Consider the following 14,276-nt stretch of genomic DNA (forward strand, 5'->3'; position numbering starts at 1 on the left):
GTCACATCCGCTCGAAACCACGGAACAGTTCCCAGTCCGTCACCGCCGCGTCGTACGCGGCCAGCTCCACCCGCGCGTTGTTCGCGTAGTGGTCGACCACGTCCTCCCCGAACGCCTCCTTGGCCAGCTTCGACCCCTCGAACAGGGCCAGCGCGTCGCGCAGCGTGTGGGGCACGGTCTCGGCCCCGCTGACGTAGGCGTTGCCGGGGCACGGGTCCTCCAGCGGCAGCTCGGCGTCGATGCCGTGCAGGCCGGCCGCGATCAGCGCCGCCACCGCCAGGTACGGGTTCACGTCGCCGCCCGGCACCCGGTTCTCCACCCGCAGCGACGGGCCGTGGCCGACGAGCCTGAGCGAGCAGGTGCGGTTGTCCACGCCCCACTTGACCGCCGTGGGGGCGAAGCTGCCGGGGACGAAGCGCTTGTAGGAGTTGACGTTGGGGGCGTACAAGAGGGTCAGCTCCCGCATGCACGCCAGTTGCCCGGCGATGAAGCGGGCGCCGAGCGGTGAGAGCCCGTAGGGTCCCTCGCCCGCCATGACGAGCTCGCCGTCCTCACCGCGGAGGGAGATGTGCACGTGGCAGGAGTTGCCCTCACGCTGGTTCGGCTTGGCCATGAAGGTGATCGAACGGCCCTCCTGGGCCGCGATCTCCTTGGCGCCGTTCTTGTAGATGGCGTGGTTGTCGCAGGTGGCCAGCGCCTCGGCGTAGCGGAAGGCGATCTCGTGCTGGCCGAGGTTGCACTCGCCCTTGGCGGACTCGACGTACAGGCCCGCGCCCTCCATGTCGCGCCTGATCCGGCGCAGCAGCGGCTCGACGCGGGCCGTGCCGAGCAGCGAGTAGTCCACGTTGTAGAGGTTGGCGGGCGAAAGATCCCGATATCCCCGGCGCCAGGCGTCCTCGTAGCTGTCGTCGTAGACGACGAACTCCAGCTCGGTGCCCACGTACGCGGCCAGCCCCCGGTCGCCCAGGCGGGCGAGCTGCCGGCGCAGGATCTGGCGCGGCGAGGCGGTCACCTCGGCGCCGTCCTCCCAGGTCAGGTCGGCCATCAGCATCGCGGTCCCCTCGTGCCACGGCACCCGGCGCAGCGTCGCGAGGTCGGGCTTCATCACGAAGTCGCCGTAACCGCGCTCCCAGGACGACATCGAGTATCCCTGCACGGTGTTCATGTCCACGTCGACCGCGAGCAGGTAGTTGCAGCCCTCGGAGCCGTGGTGCAGCACCTCTTCGAGAAAATACCGCGCCGACAGCCGCTTGCCCTGCAACCTGCCCTGCATGTCGGCGATCGCGAGGAGCACGGTGTCGATCCGCCCGTCCGCCACCTCGTCGCGCAGCTCGGCGACGGAAAGGAACCCGGTGCTCGCTCGTCCGCTCACGCTACGTCGCTCCGATCTGGCCTGACGCGCTCACCCGTTGATTGGGCTAGTCTCAGACCATTGATGTGCATGCCACGATCGCTTGTCAAGACCTGAGGACACGTTGGACGAGTCGGCGCGCTTGATGACGGTGTTGCGGCCGGTCAGGGCCGGCAACGCCTTCGAGGAGACCGTGGAACGGCTGCTCCAGGCGATCAAACTCGGCGTGGTCGCTCCGGGCGACAAACTTCCCGCCGAGCGCGAGCTGGCCGCGCGGCTCGGCATCAGCAGGGTGACGCTGCGCGAGGCGATCCGCGCCCTGTCCGACGCGGGCTATCTCGACGTACGCAGGGGCCGCTACGGCGGCGCGTTCGTCACCTACGTCCCGCCCAAGCCCGACGCCGGCGACCTGCGCCAGGCCCTCAGGAAGATGGGCCAGGACGAGCTGTCGGACGCGCTCACGTTCCGGCTGGCGGTGGAGTGCGGGGCGGCGCAGGTCCTGGCCACCTGCGAGCTCACCGACGACAGGAAGGCCGTCCTCGTCCGCCGGCTCGCCGAGCTCAACCAGGCCGGGCTGGACGACTACCGCCGCCTCGACACCGCCTTCCACCTGTCCATCGCGGAGCTCACCGGCTCGGCCCTGCTCGCCACCACGTGCGCCGACGCCCGCTCCAGGATCAGCGACCTGCTCAACGCCATCCCGATGCTCCAGGTCAACCTCGACCACGCCGCCGTCCAGCACCAGGCCATCGTGGACGCCATCCTCGCCGCCGACCCCGACGCGGCCAGGAGAGCCGTCACCGAACACCTGGACGGGACGGCCGCGCTGCTGCGGGCATTCCTCTCCTGACCGGCCATGATCGGGCAATGGGGCCTGGAAGGGGCGCGCGGCTCGTACCATCGAACCCAAGGCCATGCAGAACTGGTTTCAGCAGAGCATCATCTCCACAGGACGGCTGCCGCTGTTCTGTTACTTCGTCATGCTCATCGTCGCCTTCATCGCCACCCGCATCAACGTGCGCCTGATCAGGGCGAAGATCGGCTGGTTCCGCAACGTCAACGTGGGCGAGATGCACATCCACCACGTGGTCTTCGGCGTGGTGCTCATGCTGATCGGCGGCGTCGCCCTCATCGTCTCGCCCGGCTCGCAGATCGGCACCGCCGCCGCGGCCTCCGTGTTCGGCGTCGGGTCGGCGCTGGTGCTGGACGAGTTCGCGCTGATCCTGCACCTGCACGACGTCTACTGGGAGGAGGAGGGCCGCACCTCGGTGGACGCCGTCTTCATCGCGGTCGCCGTCACCGGCCTGCTCCTCATCGGCCTGCGCCCTCTCACCTGGAACTACGGCACCCCGGTCAACCCGGCCATGCTGATCGTGGCCAACCTGGTGCTCGCCGTCGTCACGCTGCTCAAGGGCAAGATCTGGACCGGCATGGCGGGGCTCTTCGTGCCGCCCATGCTGCTGGTCGGCGCGATCCGGCTGGCGCGGCCGGGCTCGCCGTGGGCCCACTGGTTCTTCGGCAAGGGCTCGCCGCGCAAGGTGGCCAGGGCGGTGCGCCGGGAGGAGAGGTTACGGCGGCCGGTGATCAAAGCGAAGATCGCGTTCCAGGAGTTCCTCTCCGGGCGGCACGATCTGCCGTCCACCCGGCGCGGGCGCCGGCACACGTAGCGGCTGTCCCGTAGCGGCTGTCCCGGCGGGCGCGGGCACACGAAGCGGCCATCCCGTAGCGGCCGTCCCGCAGCGGCTATCCCTGTGTGCCGGAGACCGGCTGAACCCATGGGATGAGGTCCGGGCGTTTGGCCGTGCGGCCGTCGCCCGAGGAGCGGCCGCGCAGGCGGCGCGCCATCCACGGCCCCGCGAACGTGGCCAGCCAGCGCACCTCGCCCGCCGCCACCCGCCACCGCGCCGCCGGAGGCAGCGGCGGGAAGGGCAGCATCCACGAGTCGTCGCTGCCGGCCAGCCCCAGCGCGTGCGCCATGGCGGCGGCGATGCGGGCGTGACCGGCCGGGCTCGCGTGCAGGCGGTCCACGCCCCACATCCGCGCGTCCGTGACGAACTCCATCGCGAACGTGTCCACCAGCGTGACCCCGTGCCTGGCGGCGGCGGCGCGGATGCGCTCGTTGAGGTCGAGCACCCGGGGCACTAGTGGCCGGGCCATCGGGGCGATCTTGCCGATGTCGGGGAACGTCACGCTGACCACGTGCGCGCCCGCCCCGGTCAGCGCGGCGAACATCTCCTCCACCACCCCCGCCACCGCGGCGGCGTCGAAGCCGGGACGGATGATGTCGTTCATCCCCGCCATGACCGTGACCAGGTCGGGCCGCAGCGCCAGCGCGGCGTCCAGCTGCTCGGCCCTGATCTGCGCGGCCACCCGGCCGCGGACGGCCAGGTTGGCGTAGCGGAGCTCCGGGTCGGCGCGGGCCAGGTGCTCGGCCAGGCGGTCGGCCCAGCCGCGGTGGCCGTTGACGTCGTCGCCGTCGCCCAGGCCCTCGGTCTGGCTGTCCCCGAGCGCGACGTAACGCGTGTAGGCGGTCATGAGGGCCCCTTCCCGATGCGCTCGCGTGCCCCGGCCGAGCGCTCCTCCGGCGTCCGCGCGGTACGCAGGCACCATAAGCGGTGGGCGCCCGCGGGTGCCAGGCGGGGGTCAGGCGGGGGTTGGACGGGGGTTGGACGGGGCTACAGAGCGACCACGGAGCGCAGGGCCAGGCCCGCGCCGAGGAGGACGACCATGGCGGCCGTGCCCATCGGGGCGAGGCCCGACAGCCTGGCGGCCAGGCGGCGACCGGCCGAGGCGCGCCGCTCCAGCCGGTCCACGAGTTTGACCAGGAGCAGGCCGGTGATCGTGAGGGTGGCGGCCATGCCGACGCCGTACGCGGTGACCAGCGCGACGCCGAACCAGGTCCGGCCGAGGGCGATGGCGCCGAGCAGGACGATCAGGGCCGAAGGGCTGGGCACGAGACCACCCGCCACCCCGAGCCCGATCAGGCCGCGGCGCTTGGAGCGATGCTGTTCGTGGTCGTGGTCGTGGTCGTGGCTGTGTCCGTGCTCGCCCTGGTCGTGGTCGTGCTGCTGGGTGCTGTCGTCGCTATGACCATGGCCGTGTCCGTGTCCGTGTCCGTGTCCGTGCCCGTGCGCATGTCCGTGACCGTGACGGTGCCCATGCCCATGCCCATGCCCATGACCGTACGTACGGCCGTGGCGGGTGTTCTGGAGGAGGCGCAGGCCGATGACGGCGATCAGCACGCCGCTGGCCACCCCCAGCCAGGCCAGCACCGACTCCCCGGCCAGCGCCGTGAACACGGTCAGCAGCAGCCCCACCACCAGCACGCCCGCCGTGTGCGTGGCCGTCACCGTCGCGCCCACCACGAGCGCGTCGCGCGGGCGCCCGCGCCGGCCCGCCAGGTACGCGGCCATGATCGTCTTGCCGTGCCCGGGGATGAGGGCGTGCCCGGCCCCGAGCACCACGGCCAGCGCCACCGCCAGCAGGCCCAGCGGCACGGTCAGCGTCTCCGAGCCGATCAGGCCGGTGAACGTCCGGTCCAGCGCGGCCAGGGCGTCCCCGATCGGCCCGCCGATCTCGACCCCGCCGGGCACTGCGCCGCCGCCGGAAGTACCGGACTGGCCGGGGGCAGCGGTGCGGGGAAAGCCGAGACTGGAGAGGGGGCCGGAGACCGTGAAGGTGGCCGTCCGCTGGTCGAGCGGGGCCGTGAGCAGGTCGTCGGGGTAGGACCGCAGCTCCTGGCTGATGCTGCGGGCGGGCACGGAGGAGCCGGTCAGGGCCACCCCGTCGCCGGCGGCGGTGATCTCGCGCCAGCCGATCCTGTCCTGCTCGAACCCGTCGGTGAACGTCACGGCCCCCGAGGCGCGGACGTCGCCCACGAGCCGGCAGGACAGGCGGCTGGTCCGCAGGCCGCCCTCGCCGGGGGCGTAGGTGAAGGAGGAGCCCTCCACGCGCCACGGCACCGTCCGCCCGGCCACCTCAAGCCGCTGGGCGGCGGCCAGGGCGGCGCAGCGGCGGGCCGGGTAGGCGGCGTCCACGTCCGGCTCGGCCTGGAGGGTCGGCAGCTCGGCCAGGTCCACGACGGCGAGGTTGCGCACGGCCGTAGCCGAGACCCGCAGGCCGTTGTAGTGGTTGACGGTGAACCGGCCGAGCGGATGAGCCAGCGTCTCCGCATGGGCGGCCGAGACGGGCGTCTGCGCGTGGGCGGAGGCGGGCAGGAGGGTCGCGCCGAGGGACAGCAGCAGGCCCGTCGCGACGGACAGCAGAGCGAGCAGGACCGCTCTCATGAGAACCTCGCCAGTGCGGAAAGCGTCGGGTCGAAGGCCGGATCCACCCGCGCCGAGCGGCCGAGAGCCCGCTCGATCACGGCGCGGTGGTAGGCGAGCAGCGGGTTGTGCCAGCCGGTCGCGGTGGCCCGCTCGGCGTATTCGAGCGCCTCGGCCGGCTCGCCCGCCTTGAACAGGGCCCAGGCCAGGGCGTCGGCGGCGACGAGGTTGGGGTTGCGCGCGTATTCGGCCCTGGCGTGCCGTACGGCCTTGGCCGGGTCGCCGTGGTCGGCCTCGAACTCGGCCCACGTCAGGTCGTCGCGCACGCCCGCCGCCGCGAAGAGCTTGCGCTGGGCTTCGAGCAGCGTCCAGTCGGCCCGCTGACCGGCCTTGATCCGGGTCTCGCCCTGCTCGATGAGGTACTGGGGGAGGGGGAGCCGTTCGACCACGCGCTCGTACAGGCCGAGTGCCTCGGTGAGCCGGCCGCCGAGCGCCGTCGCCCTGGCCTGGCCGGCGAGGGCGGGCGTGTAGGCGGGGTAGGCCGTGAGGGCCTTGCCGTACCAGTCGGCCGCGGTCTTGAGGTCGCCCGAGTGCAGGGCCAGTTCGCCCAGGTAGTAGCGGGCGTAGGCGACGTCGGCGGGCGTCCAGGCGTCGTTGTGCGCGTATTCGAGATATTTGCGGGCTTTGTCGAGGTCGCCGCGCAGCTCGGCCGCGTAGGAGGCGCGGGTGAAGGCGGGGACGCCGGGGTGCAGGTCCATCATCCGGTCCACGGCCCGCTGTGCCCCGCGCAGGTCGCCGAGCTGGGTCTTCGCGTCGGCCAGCACGCCGTACGCCGCCACGCCGTACGGGTTGGCCGCGATGGCGCGTTCGGCCAGCCGTACCGCGTCGGTGAACTCGTGCCGGCCGGCGGCCAGCGCCGCCTGGGCGGTGAGGACGGCGTCGTCGCGGTCGTTCAGCCGGGCGGCCGTGGCGAGCGCGCCTTCCGCCTTGCTGTAGTACGCCGGGTCGCCGGTGACCCGGGCCTGGTCCACGTACTGGGAGGCGAGTTGCGCCCAGCCGCGGAAGTCACCGGGCAGCCGCTTGAGCCGCTCCTGCAACGTCTCGCGGCGCTGCGCGTCCGCCACCGGCAGTGGCTCGGGCGAGGCCGTGAAGGTGAAGATCGTGAACAGCATCGCCCCGACGAGGGCGAGACCGGCGAATATCGCGAAGGCACGCATGTCCAAGGCTCCAGGGTCGGGCTCCCGGGTCGGGCTCCGGGGTCGGAAGGTGGGGCCGACCGGCCGTGACGGGGGGCGCGGCCGGTCGGCCCTTTCTGCTGGCGGCAGGCGATGGGAGACGGGGCCTGCCGCCGGGGCAACCGGCCGGTCTGGAGAGGAACCGGCCGGTCAGGCGGGTCAGCGCTGGTTCACTGCCACGTTGCTCGGCAGCGGGATGTACGGGAACGTCTGCCCGAACGGCTTGTCGTTCCTGTCCACCTTGTCCGTCAGCCCGGGCACGAGCTTGCCGGTCAGCGCGGCGCCGGCCACGGCCTGCAGCTCGATGTCCACGACGTCGTCGGCGAGCCGGCGGCCGTTCGGGAAGCCCGCGAGGTCGCCGCCGAGGACGCCGAGCCGGTTGGGGGACTTGGACGGCGGGACCGCCATGTTCAGCCGCAGCATCTCCGAGGGGCGCAGCTTGCCCGCGTCCTTGTTGAGCACCTGCGAGTTCAGGTCGGCCTTGATGGGGCCGTTCTGCTTGGCGATGCCGGTCAGGAAGATCTCGACCAGGTCGTTGCGCGGGGTCGCCGGAGCCTTGATCCCGTAGATCTTCTGCAGCAGCCTGGCCACCTCGGGGTCGGTGACCCGGTCGACCAGGGGCTGCACGTCGGCGTCCTTCGACGGGTCGAGGGCGTTGAAGGCGTCCTTCAGCCCGGCGGGGGCGACGACCTCGTTCACCAGCGGGTTGCACAGGCGGGAGACCTGCACGAAGGAGTTGCCGTTGAACTTGTCGGTGGTCGAGCAGACGCCGATCACGGGGTTGCGCTTGGGGTCGCCCTTGAGCGCGAGGTCCTTGGCGGGCACCTGGAGGGCCACGGTGTTGACGTTGTAGCCCTTGGTGGTGTCCTGACCGACCTCGGACAGGTCGCCGCCGTAGAGGAGGTCGAAGACGCGCAGGTCGAGGAAGAACGCCTCGTCCGACTGCCCGGCGAACGTCTTGCCGCCGTTCGGCAGGCTCTTGATCGACTGGTTGCGCAGGGTGCCGTAGTCGGGCATGGAGGCGCGTCCGACGTTGCTCGGCGCGACGATGCCGTCGTCGACCAGCGTCCTGGAGCCGCCCGGGGTGATCCGCTTGAGCGTGTAGCGCTGGCGGAAGAGCAGGTTGGGGTCGTTCAGCGAGGTGACGGGGCCGTTGTTGTAGAGGAACGTGTCGTTGCCGCGCTTGTCCTCGTTGCGGAACGTCCACTCGTAGGTGATGTCGGTCTTGGCGTCACCATCGTTGTCGATCTTTATGTTGTGCCGTGACTTGACTGCGAACGGGTAGAAGTTCGGGCCGCCGTTGGGCTCCTCGAACGGGATCCAGTTGGCGATCAAGGTCACGGAGTCCGCTTTGTCGGGACTCACGAAGGCGTACACGTCGGTGTTGTCATGCTGCGGGTCGCCCGAGATCATCGGGGCCTCGCGGTGCGAGGAAGCGATGCCGGAGTCTGTGCGGAGCACGGCTAGGGACGACACAGCGACGGCTGCGGCCAGGCCGATTCCGACAAGAGCGCGCCGGTTGGTCCGGAGCTCCATGTTCGGTCCTTTCGGGAAGGGCTGTTCGTGACTTGCGAGGTTCCGGCCGGGATTCCTCGACGCCCTATTCGTCCGTGGCCCGCCCGCGGATGTCGGTCTCCTCCTTGAGAATGAGTGTCAACCAAAGTTGACATACTTAAGTCGTCAATCTAAGTTGACGTTGTCCTGGCGGTGCGGATCCCGGGGTTCCGTTCGTTGGAGTGAATCGAGAAATGTCGTGAGAGGAGCTGTGGTGCTCAGGGAACTGCTGGCTTATGTGCGCCCGCACCGGAAGATCCTGCTCGTGGGCGGGCTGCTGGGCCTGATCGGCTCGGCGGCGGGTCTGGCGATGCCGTTGCTGGCCAAGTACGTGGTGGACGCCTTCGGACAGACCGGGTCGATGGCGGCGCCGTTACTCGGGCTGACCGCGGCGGTGCTCGTCGGGGCGGTCGTCTCGGCCGGGGGAAGTTACCTGATGGAACGCACGGGCGAGGGCATCGTGCTCGGCGCCCGCCGGAACCTGGTGGACCGGATGTTGCGCCTCAAGGTCGCGGACGTGGACCGGCTCAAGCCCGGCGACCTGCTGTCGCGGGTGACCGGTGACACGACGCTGCTGCGGGCCGTGCTGACCAACGGCATCGTCGACTCGGTCAGCTCGGCGTTCATGCTGGTGGGGGCCATCGTCCTGATGGCGACCATGGACGGCGTGCTGCTGCTCGTGACGCTGCTCGTGGTGGTGGTGATCGGCGGCATGGTGGCGCTGATCATGCCGCGGATCCAGCGGGCGCAGACCCAGGCCCAGGAGGCCGTGGGCGAGATGGGCGCGGTGCTGGACCGGGCGCTGCAGGCGTACAGGACCGTCAAGGCCAGCGGCGCGGAGGAGCGGGAGATCGCCGTGGTCGGCGACGCGGCCGTGCGGGCCCGCGACCGGGGGCTGCAGGTCGCCGGATGGACGTCGCTGGCGGGAGTGGCGACGTGGATGGCGGTGCAGATCGCGTTCCTGGCCGTGCTGGGCGTCGGCGGCGCGCGGGTCTCCTCCGGCACGCTGGAGGTGTCGTCGCTGATCGCGTTCCTGCTCTACCTGTTCTACCTGGTGCCGCCGATCGGGCAGCTGGTCCAGGGCGGCGTGCAGCTGCAGCAGGGGCTCGCCGCGATGAAGCGGATCAAGGAGATCGAGGACCTGCCCGCCGAGCCGGTCGGCGTCGCGGAGCCGCAGGCGGCACGCCCGGCCGGCGTGCGGTTCGAGGACGTGGTCTTCCGCTACGGCGACGACCGGCCGCTCGTGCACGACGGCGTGAGCTTCGAGGTGGCGCCCGGCGGGCTGACGGCGCTGGTCGGGCCGTCGGGGGCGGGCAAGTCGACGGTGTTCGCGCTGCTCGAACGCTTCTACGACCACCAGTCAGGCTCGATCGCCGTCGACGGGCGGGACATCCGCGACTGGCCGCTCGGTGAGCTGCGCGGCGCGCTCGGCTACGTCGAGCAGGACGCTCCCGTGCTGGCCGGCACGCTCAGGGAGAACCTGCTCTTCGCCGCCAGTGACGCCACGGAGGAGGAGCTGCACCGGGCCATCGCGCGGACGAGGCTCGACGACCTGGTGGCCCGGCTCCCCGACGGGATCGACACCCCGGTCGGGCACCGCGGTGTGCTGCTGTCGGGCGGCGAGCGCCAGCGGGTGGCCATCGCCAGGGCGCTGCTGCGCAAGCCCAGGCTGCTGCTGCTCGACGAGGCCACCTCGCAGCTCGACGCGGTCAACGAGCTGCGGCTGCGCGAGGTGATCGCCGAGGTCGCGAGGGAGACCACGGTGCTGGTCATCGCACACCGCCTGTCCACGGTGACCAACGCCGACCGCATCGTGGTGATGGAGGGCGGCGGCGTGCGCGCGGTCGGCACGCACGAGGAGCTGGTGGGCGCGGACGAGCTCTACCGGGAGCTGGCCGCCACCCAGTTCCTGGTCGGCTGAGCGGCGCGGGTCCGCCGCCGGGTTAGTCTCTGCTGTGAATGGGTTCATTCACAGCAGAGACCGCTTCCGGTCGTCACCGGTGTGAGGGATGAGAATGCCGGGTCGGCGGTGTTGGAGGTGACGTGGCGGACGGATATCACGGCGGGCTGAGCGTGCTCCTCGACGGCCGGAGGCTGTCGCCCGTGCAGCGCAGGATCGCCCACTACCTGAGCGAAAACCTGGACGAGGCCATCTTCCTGTCCAGCGTGGAGCTGGCCGACCGGGCCGGGGTCAGCCAGCCCTCGGTGACCAGGTTCGCCATGGTGCTGGGGTTCGCCGGATATCCCGAACTGCGCCAGGCGCTGCGGCCGCTGGTGCTGGGCGGCGGCGTGGAGGCGCCGCAGGAGAGCCTGCTGCGCGGCGCCATCGACTGCGAGATCCGCAACCTGGCCCTGGTCAGGGAGCGGCTGGCGGCGTTGCCGCTGAAGGAGCTGGGCGAACACCTGGCCGCGACCGAGCCGCTGCCCGTGCTGGGGCTGCGGGTCTCGTGCGGCCTCGCCACCACCTTCGCCTACTACGCCCGCCGCATCCATCCCGACGTGCGGCTGCTCACCCACGGCGGCTCCGAGCTGGCCGAGGGGCTGCACGCGGCCCGGCGGGCCGGAGCCGAGTGGGTGGTGGCCGTGGTGCTGCCGCGCTATCCGGCGGAAGCGCTGCGGGCGCTGGAATACGCGGAGAAGCTGGGCCTGCGCGTGGCCGCCATCACCGACAGGCCCGACTTCCCGGCCGAGATCGTGCTCGACGCGCCCGTGGGCGACCGGCTCGTGTTCGACTCGCACGCCGCGCCGCTGGCCCTGGCCATGGCCCTGGTGGAGGCCATGGCCGACGCCGCGCCGCTGCGTACGCGGGCCAGGCTCGAAGAATATGAGCGGATGGCCGACGAGACCGGCACGTTCCTAACCGGCGATCTTGCCTAGCGACCGCATCGACCACATCGTCGTGAGCACCGCCAGCGCGATGAACAGCCCGAACGCGATCGGGATCGACGCATCACCCAGCCGCCCGTCGAACAGCGCCCGCCCCGCCTCGACGGCGTGGTAGAGCGGGTTGACCGGGGCCAGGAACTTCATCCAGTCGGGCGCGAACGAGATCGGCACGAACAGCCCGGCCAGCAGCATGATCGGCAACATGAACAGGTTGAGCGTCTGCGACATGCCGTTCTCGTCGCGCACGGTCAGCGCCAGCCCCTGCGACAGCCCCGAGGCGAACAGCCCGGTCGCGGCCATGAGCAGCAGCACCAGCACCAGCTCGACGGCTCCGATGCGCACCCCCATGGCGATGGCCACGATCAGCACCAGGACGGCCTGGAGGACCAGCACGACCATGTCCTTGGCCACCCGCCCGAGCACGATCGCCGGCCGCCAGGCGGGGCTGACGGCGTAACGTTCGAGCGAGCCGTTGCGCAGCTCGGCGATCAGCCCGAACCCGGAGAAGAGCGAGCCGAACACGGCGATCATCATCATGGACGCCGGGGTGAACATGCGCAGCGCGTCCACCGTGGTGCCGCCCGGCGTCAGCGACTTCAGCAGCGGCGCGAACATGAGCAGGTAGAGCACCGGCTGCATGAGGCCGAACAGCGGCCAGATCGGGTTGCTGAAGGACTTCTTCAGCTCGTAGCCGGTGAACAAGGCGGTGTGGCGGATCATACGGCGGCTCCCGCGTCACGAAGGGATCGGCCGGTCTTGGCCAGGAAGACGTCATCGAGGGTGGAGCGGTCGAGCGCGATCGAGGTCAGGCCCAGGCCCCGCTCCTCCAGCGCCCGCAGCAGGGCGGGCAGCGTGTGCTCGCCGTCGTCCACGTAGACGCGCAGCAGGTCGTCGTCCACGCGGGTCTCGCGGGCCAGCGGCTTGAGCGTCTCCGCCGCGCGTTCCGGCTCGCTCACCCTGAGCGTGATCACGTCGCCGGAGACCTCCCGCTTGAGCGCGGACGGCGTGCCCTCGGCCACGACCGTGCCGTGGTCCACGATCATTAGCCGGTCGCACAGCGCGTCGGCCTCGTCGAGGTAGTGGGTGCTGAGCAGCACGCTCGTGCCCGCCTCGCGCAACTGCCTGATCCGGTCCCAGAGGTTGGCCCGGTTTTGAGGGTCGAGGCCCGTGGTGGGCTCGTCGAGGAAGAGCAGCGGCGGGTTGTGCACGAGCCCGATCGCGATGGCCACCCGCCGCTTCTGGCCGCCCGACAACGTACGGCCGGGGCGGTCGGCCAGCTCGGTCAGCTCGAAACGGTCGAGCACCTCGGCGGTGGCCCGCGCCGGATCGGCCATGGCGTGGATCCTGGCGGCCATCATGATCTGCGCCCTGGCGCTCGTGGTGTCCTCCACCCCGCCGGCCTGGCTCACGTAACCGAGGTTGCGCCGGACCTGCGCGGGCTCCTTGAGCAGGTCGTGGCCCGCGATCGTGGCGGTGCCCGCGTCGGGGGCGATCAGCGTGGACAAGATCCTGATCGTGGTGGTCTTGCCCGCGCCGTTGGGCCCGAGCACGCCGAAGATCTCGCCCTTGGCCACGTCGAGGTCCACGCCGCGCACGGCCTCGACGGTCTGGGCGCCCTTTCTGCTTCTCGTGGTGAACGTCTTGCGCAGGCCCTCTGCCTGAATGATCATCGGGGCGGTCAGCTCCTTCATGGCAACTCGTCGGCCTCGATCCTCGGGATCGCCTTCTCCACCCAGTCGAGCTGGGCCTGGAGCATGGCCCGCTGCAGGCCGAGGTTCTCGTTGACGTGCTCAGGGGCGCCGTGGGCGACTTTCACGCCGCTCATGTGTCCCATGGTGTCGACGTACATCCGAAGCTGGGACATCCTGCCACGCAGCGCCGTCAATATCTCCTGCTTTTCCAGCCGGTCCATGAACGTCATGGCCACCTGGAACGGGTCGACGATGGGCTTGAGCTCGTGCCACGCCTTGAGCAGCATCCGGTGGAACTCCTCGCGGCCGAGGTCGGTGAGGGCGTAGACGACCTTGCCGCCCTTGCCCGCCTCGACGACCTCCAGCAGGCCCTCGTCGGCCATCTTGCTCAGGCCGTGGTAGATCGAGCCGAACGCCACGTTGGTCCAGGATTCGATGCCCATGACCTCCAGGCGGCGGCGGACCCCGTAGCCGTTCATGGGGCCGTCCAGCAATGCGCCGAGGATCAGGATCCGGGTCGATGACATGTATTCAAGTTTGTATGCAAACTTGAATAGTCGTCAAGGTCAATAAGCTGCCTCCATGAGTGAACGACCGACGGCGCTGGTCACAGGCGCCTCCAGGGGTGTCGGCGCCGCCGTCGCCAGGGCGCTGGCCCCGACCCACGACGTCATCCTGGGCGGGCGCGACGAGCGGGCGCTGGCCGCGCTGGCGGCCGGACTGCCGGGAGCGCGCCCCTGGCCGGTGGAGCTGACCCGGGTCACCGCGGCCGACGTGGCCGGCATCGAGCGGCTCGACGTGCTGGTGCACAGCGCCGGGATGAGCCGGCTCGGCCGGATCGCCGACCAGGACGCCGACGTCTGGCGGCAGACCATGGAGGTGAACGTGATCGCGGTCGCCGAGCTGACCAGGCTGCTGCTGCCCGCGCTGCGGCGGGCCGGCGGCCACGTCGTCTGCGTCAACTCCGGCTCCGGTCAGCGGGCCAACCCCCACTGGGCGTCCTACGCGGCCAGCAAGTTCGCGCTGAAGGCGTTCGCCGACGCGTTGCGGCTGGAGGAGCCGGAGCTGCGGGTCACCACCGTCTATCCGGGGCGGACGGCCACCGACATGCAGCGGGAGGTGCGGGCGTACGAGGGCGGCGCGTTCGAGCCGGAGAAGTATCTCGAACCGGAGACCGTGGCGCGGGCGCTGCTCGCGGCCGTCATGGCCGGACCCGACGCCCACCTTACCGAGCTGACCCTGCGGCCCCGAGGGGGTCCCGTCAACTGAAGTGAATGGATCCATTCACTATGGT

At 70.9% G+C, this 14,276-nt stretch carries 13 protein-coding genes; 5 read left to right on the plus strand and 8 right to left on the minus strand.

Features of this window, described 5'->3' with window-relative positions; genetic code table 11:
- Position 1: 1 nt before the first annotated feature.
- On the minus strand, positions 2 to 1,372 hold the full coding sequence (locus AB0C28_RS34950; protein ID WP_357857728.1) for a glutamine synthetase family protein: 1,371 nt from the start codon (positions 1,370 to 1,372) through the stop codon (positions 2 to 4).
- Between the two features lie 124 nt (positions 1,373 to 1,496).
- Between AB0C28_RS34950 and AB0C28_RS34955 the strand changes: the two genes are divergently transcribed.
- Positions 1,497 to 2,201 carry an FCD domain-containing protein gene (locus tag AB0C28_RS34955; RefSeq protein ID WP_357857731.1) on the plus strand — a complete coding sequence of 235 codons (705 nt, stop codon included), beginning with the start codon at positions 1,497 to 1,499 and terminating at the stop codon, positions 2,199 to 2,201.
- A gap of 64 nt (positions 2,202 to 2,265) precedes the next feature.
- Entirely contained in the window at positions 2,266 to 3,018 is a 753-nt protein-coding gene (locus AB0C28_RS34960; protein ID WP_357857734.1) for a hypothetical protein, read from the plus strand.
- Between the two features lie 76 nt (positions 3,019 to 3,094).
- Here the strand turns inward: AB0C28_RS34960 and AB0C28_RS34965 are convergent, their stop codons facing one another.
- The 4 genes from AB0C28_RS34965 to AB0C28_RS34980 all read right to left on the minus strand — a co-directional run bounded on the left by AB0C28_RS34965 (position 3,095) and on the right by AB0C28_RS34980 (position 8,312).
- Positions 3,095 to 3,886, minus strand: coding sequence for an SGNH/GDSL hydrolase family protein (locus AB0C28_RS34965; protein ID WP_357857737.1), 792 nt, complete (start codon positions 3,884 to 3,886; stop codon positions 3,095 to 3,097).
- Between the two features lie 140 nt (positions 3,887 to 4,026).
- Positions 4,027 to 5,637 carry a High-affinity nickel-transporter gene (locus tag AB0C28_RS34970; protein WP_358080066.1) on the minus strand — a complete coding sequence of 537 codons (1,611 nt, stop codon included), beginning with the start codon at positions 5,635 to 5,637 and terminating at the stop codon, positions 4,027 to 4,029.
- Positions 5,634 to 6,833, minus strand: a complete 1,200-nt coding sequence (locus AB0C28_RS34975; protein ID WP_358080067.1) for a tetratricopeptide repeat protein — start codon at positions 6,831 to 6,833, stop codon at positions 5,634 to 5,636. The genes AB0C28_RS34970 and AB0C28_RS34975 overlap by 4 nt, the downstream gene beginning before the upstream one ends.
- 177 nt (positions 6,834 to 7,010) lie before the next feature.
- Positions 7,011 to 8,312: a DUF4331 domain-containing protein gene (locus tag AB0C28_RS34980; protein WP_358080068.1), complete on the minus strand. Its 1,302-nt coding sequence runs from the start codon at positions 8,310 to 8,312 to the stop codon at positions 7,011 to 7,013.
- Between the two features lie 307 nt (positions 8,313 to 8,619).
- Between AB0C28_RS34980 and AB0C28_RS34985 the strand changes: the two genes are divergently transcribed.
- Both AB0C28_RS34985 and AB0C28_RS34990 read left to right on the plus strand, forming a co-directional pair.
- Entirely contained in the window at positions 8,620 to 10,326 is a 1,707-nt protein-coding gene (locus tag AB0C28_RS34985) for an ABC transporter ATP-binding protein (RefSeq protein ID WP_357857749.1), read from the plus strand.
- Between the two features lie 122 nt (positions 10,327 to 10,448).
- The gene (locus AB0C28_RS34990) at positions 10,449 to 11,282 is read left to right on the plus strand and encodes a MurR/RpiR family transcriptional regulator (protein ID WP_357857752.1); all 834 of its coding nucleotides are present in this window, start codon (positions 10,449 to 10,451) and stop codon (positions 11,280 to 11,282) included.
- On the opposite strand, the gene AB0C28_RS34995 is transcribed toward AB0C28_RS34990, so the two are convergent.
- Genes AB0C28_RS34995 through AB0C28_RS35005 form a run of 3 tightly spaced genes read right to left on the minus strand, consistent with a single transcriptional unit; the run spans position 11,262 to position 13,509 of the window.
- Positions 11,262 to 12,011, minus strand: coding sequence for an ABC transporter permease (locus AB0C28_RS34995; RefSeq protein ID WP_357857755.1), 750 nt, complete (start codon positions 12,009 to 12,011; stop codon positions 11,262 to 11,264). The two genes, AB0C28_RS34990 and AB0C28_RS34995, sit on opposite strands and share 21 nt — an antisense overlap.
- Positions 12,008 to 12,961 (minus strand): ATP-binding cassette domain-containing protein, encoded by a 954-nt coding sequence (locus tag AB0C28_RS35000; RefSeq protein WP_357857758.1) that lies wholly within the window; start codon positions 12,959 to 12,961, stop codon positions 12,008 to 12,010. The genes AB0C28_RS34995 and AB0C28_RS35000 overlap by 4 nt, the downstream gene beginning before the upstream one ends.
- Positions 12,962 to 12,978: 17 nt before the next feature.
- Positions 12,979 to 13,509 (minus strand): PadR family transcriptional regulator, encoded by a 531-nt coding sequence (locus AB0C28_RS35005; RefSeq protein ID WP_346104767.1) that lies wholly within the window; start codon positions 13,507 to 13,509, stop codon positions 12,979 to 12,981.
- A 55-nt stretch (positions 13,510 to 13,564) separates the two neighbouring features.
- Between AB0C28_RS35005 and AB0C28_RS35010 the strand changes: the two genes are divergently transcribed.
- Positions 13,565 to 14,251 carry an SDR family oxidoreductase gene (locus AB0C28_RS35010; RefSeq protein ID WP_358080069.1) on the plus strand — a complete coding sequence of 229 codons (687 nt, stop codon included), beginning with the start codon at positions 13,565 to 13,567 and terminating at the stop codon, positions 14,249 to 14,251.
- The last annotated feature ends 25 nt before the right edge of the window (positions 14,252 to 14,276 follow it).

The sequence above is a fragment of the Nonomuraea sp. NPDC048892 genome (assembly GCF_040649735.1).
GTDB lineage: Bacteria > Actinomycetota > Actinomycetes > Streptosporangiales > Streptosporangiaceae > Nonomuraea > Nonomuraea maheshkhaliensis.

Bases quoted from the DNA above. Each gene is read 5' to 3' on its own strand.
- AB0C28_RS34970 (WP_358080066.1), bottom strand. From the start codon at position 5,637: ATGAGAGCGGTCCTGCTCGCTCTGCTGTCCGTCGCGACGGGCCTGCTG.
- AB0C28_RS34995 (WP_357857755.1), bottom strand. From the start codon at position 12,011: ATGATCCGCCACACCGCCTTGTTCACCGGCTACGAGCTGAAGAAGTCC.
- AB0C28_RS34960 (WP_357857734.1), top strand. From the start codon at position 2,266: ATGCAGAACTGGTTTCAGCAGAGCATCATCTCCACAGGACGGCTGCCG.
- AB0C28_RS35010 (WP_358080069.1), top strand. From the start codon at position 13,565: ATGAGTGAACGACCGACGGCGCTGGTCACAGGCGCCTCCAGGGGTGTC.
- AB0C28_RS35005 (WP_346104767.1), bottom strand. From the start codon at position 13,509: ATGTCATCGACCCGGATCCTGATCCTCGGCGCATTGCTGGACGGCCCC.
- AB0C28_RS35000 (WP_357857758.1), bottom strand. From the start codon at position 12,961: ATGATCATTCAGGCAGAGGGCCTGCGCAAGACGTTCACCACGAGAAGC.
- AB0C28_RS34955 (WP_357857731.1), top strand. From the start codon at position 1,497: ATGACGGTGTTGCGGCCGGTCAGGGCCGGCAACGCCTTCGAGGAGACC.
- AB0C28_RS34975 (WP_358080067.1), bottom strand. From the start codon at position 6,833: ATGCGTGCCTTCGCGATATTCGCCGGTCTCGCCCTCGTCGGGGCGATG.
- AB0C28_RS34965 (WP_357857737.1), bottom strand. From the start codon at position 3,886: ATGACCGCCTACACGCGTTACGTCGCGCTCGGGGACAGCCAGACCGAG.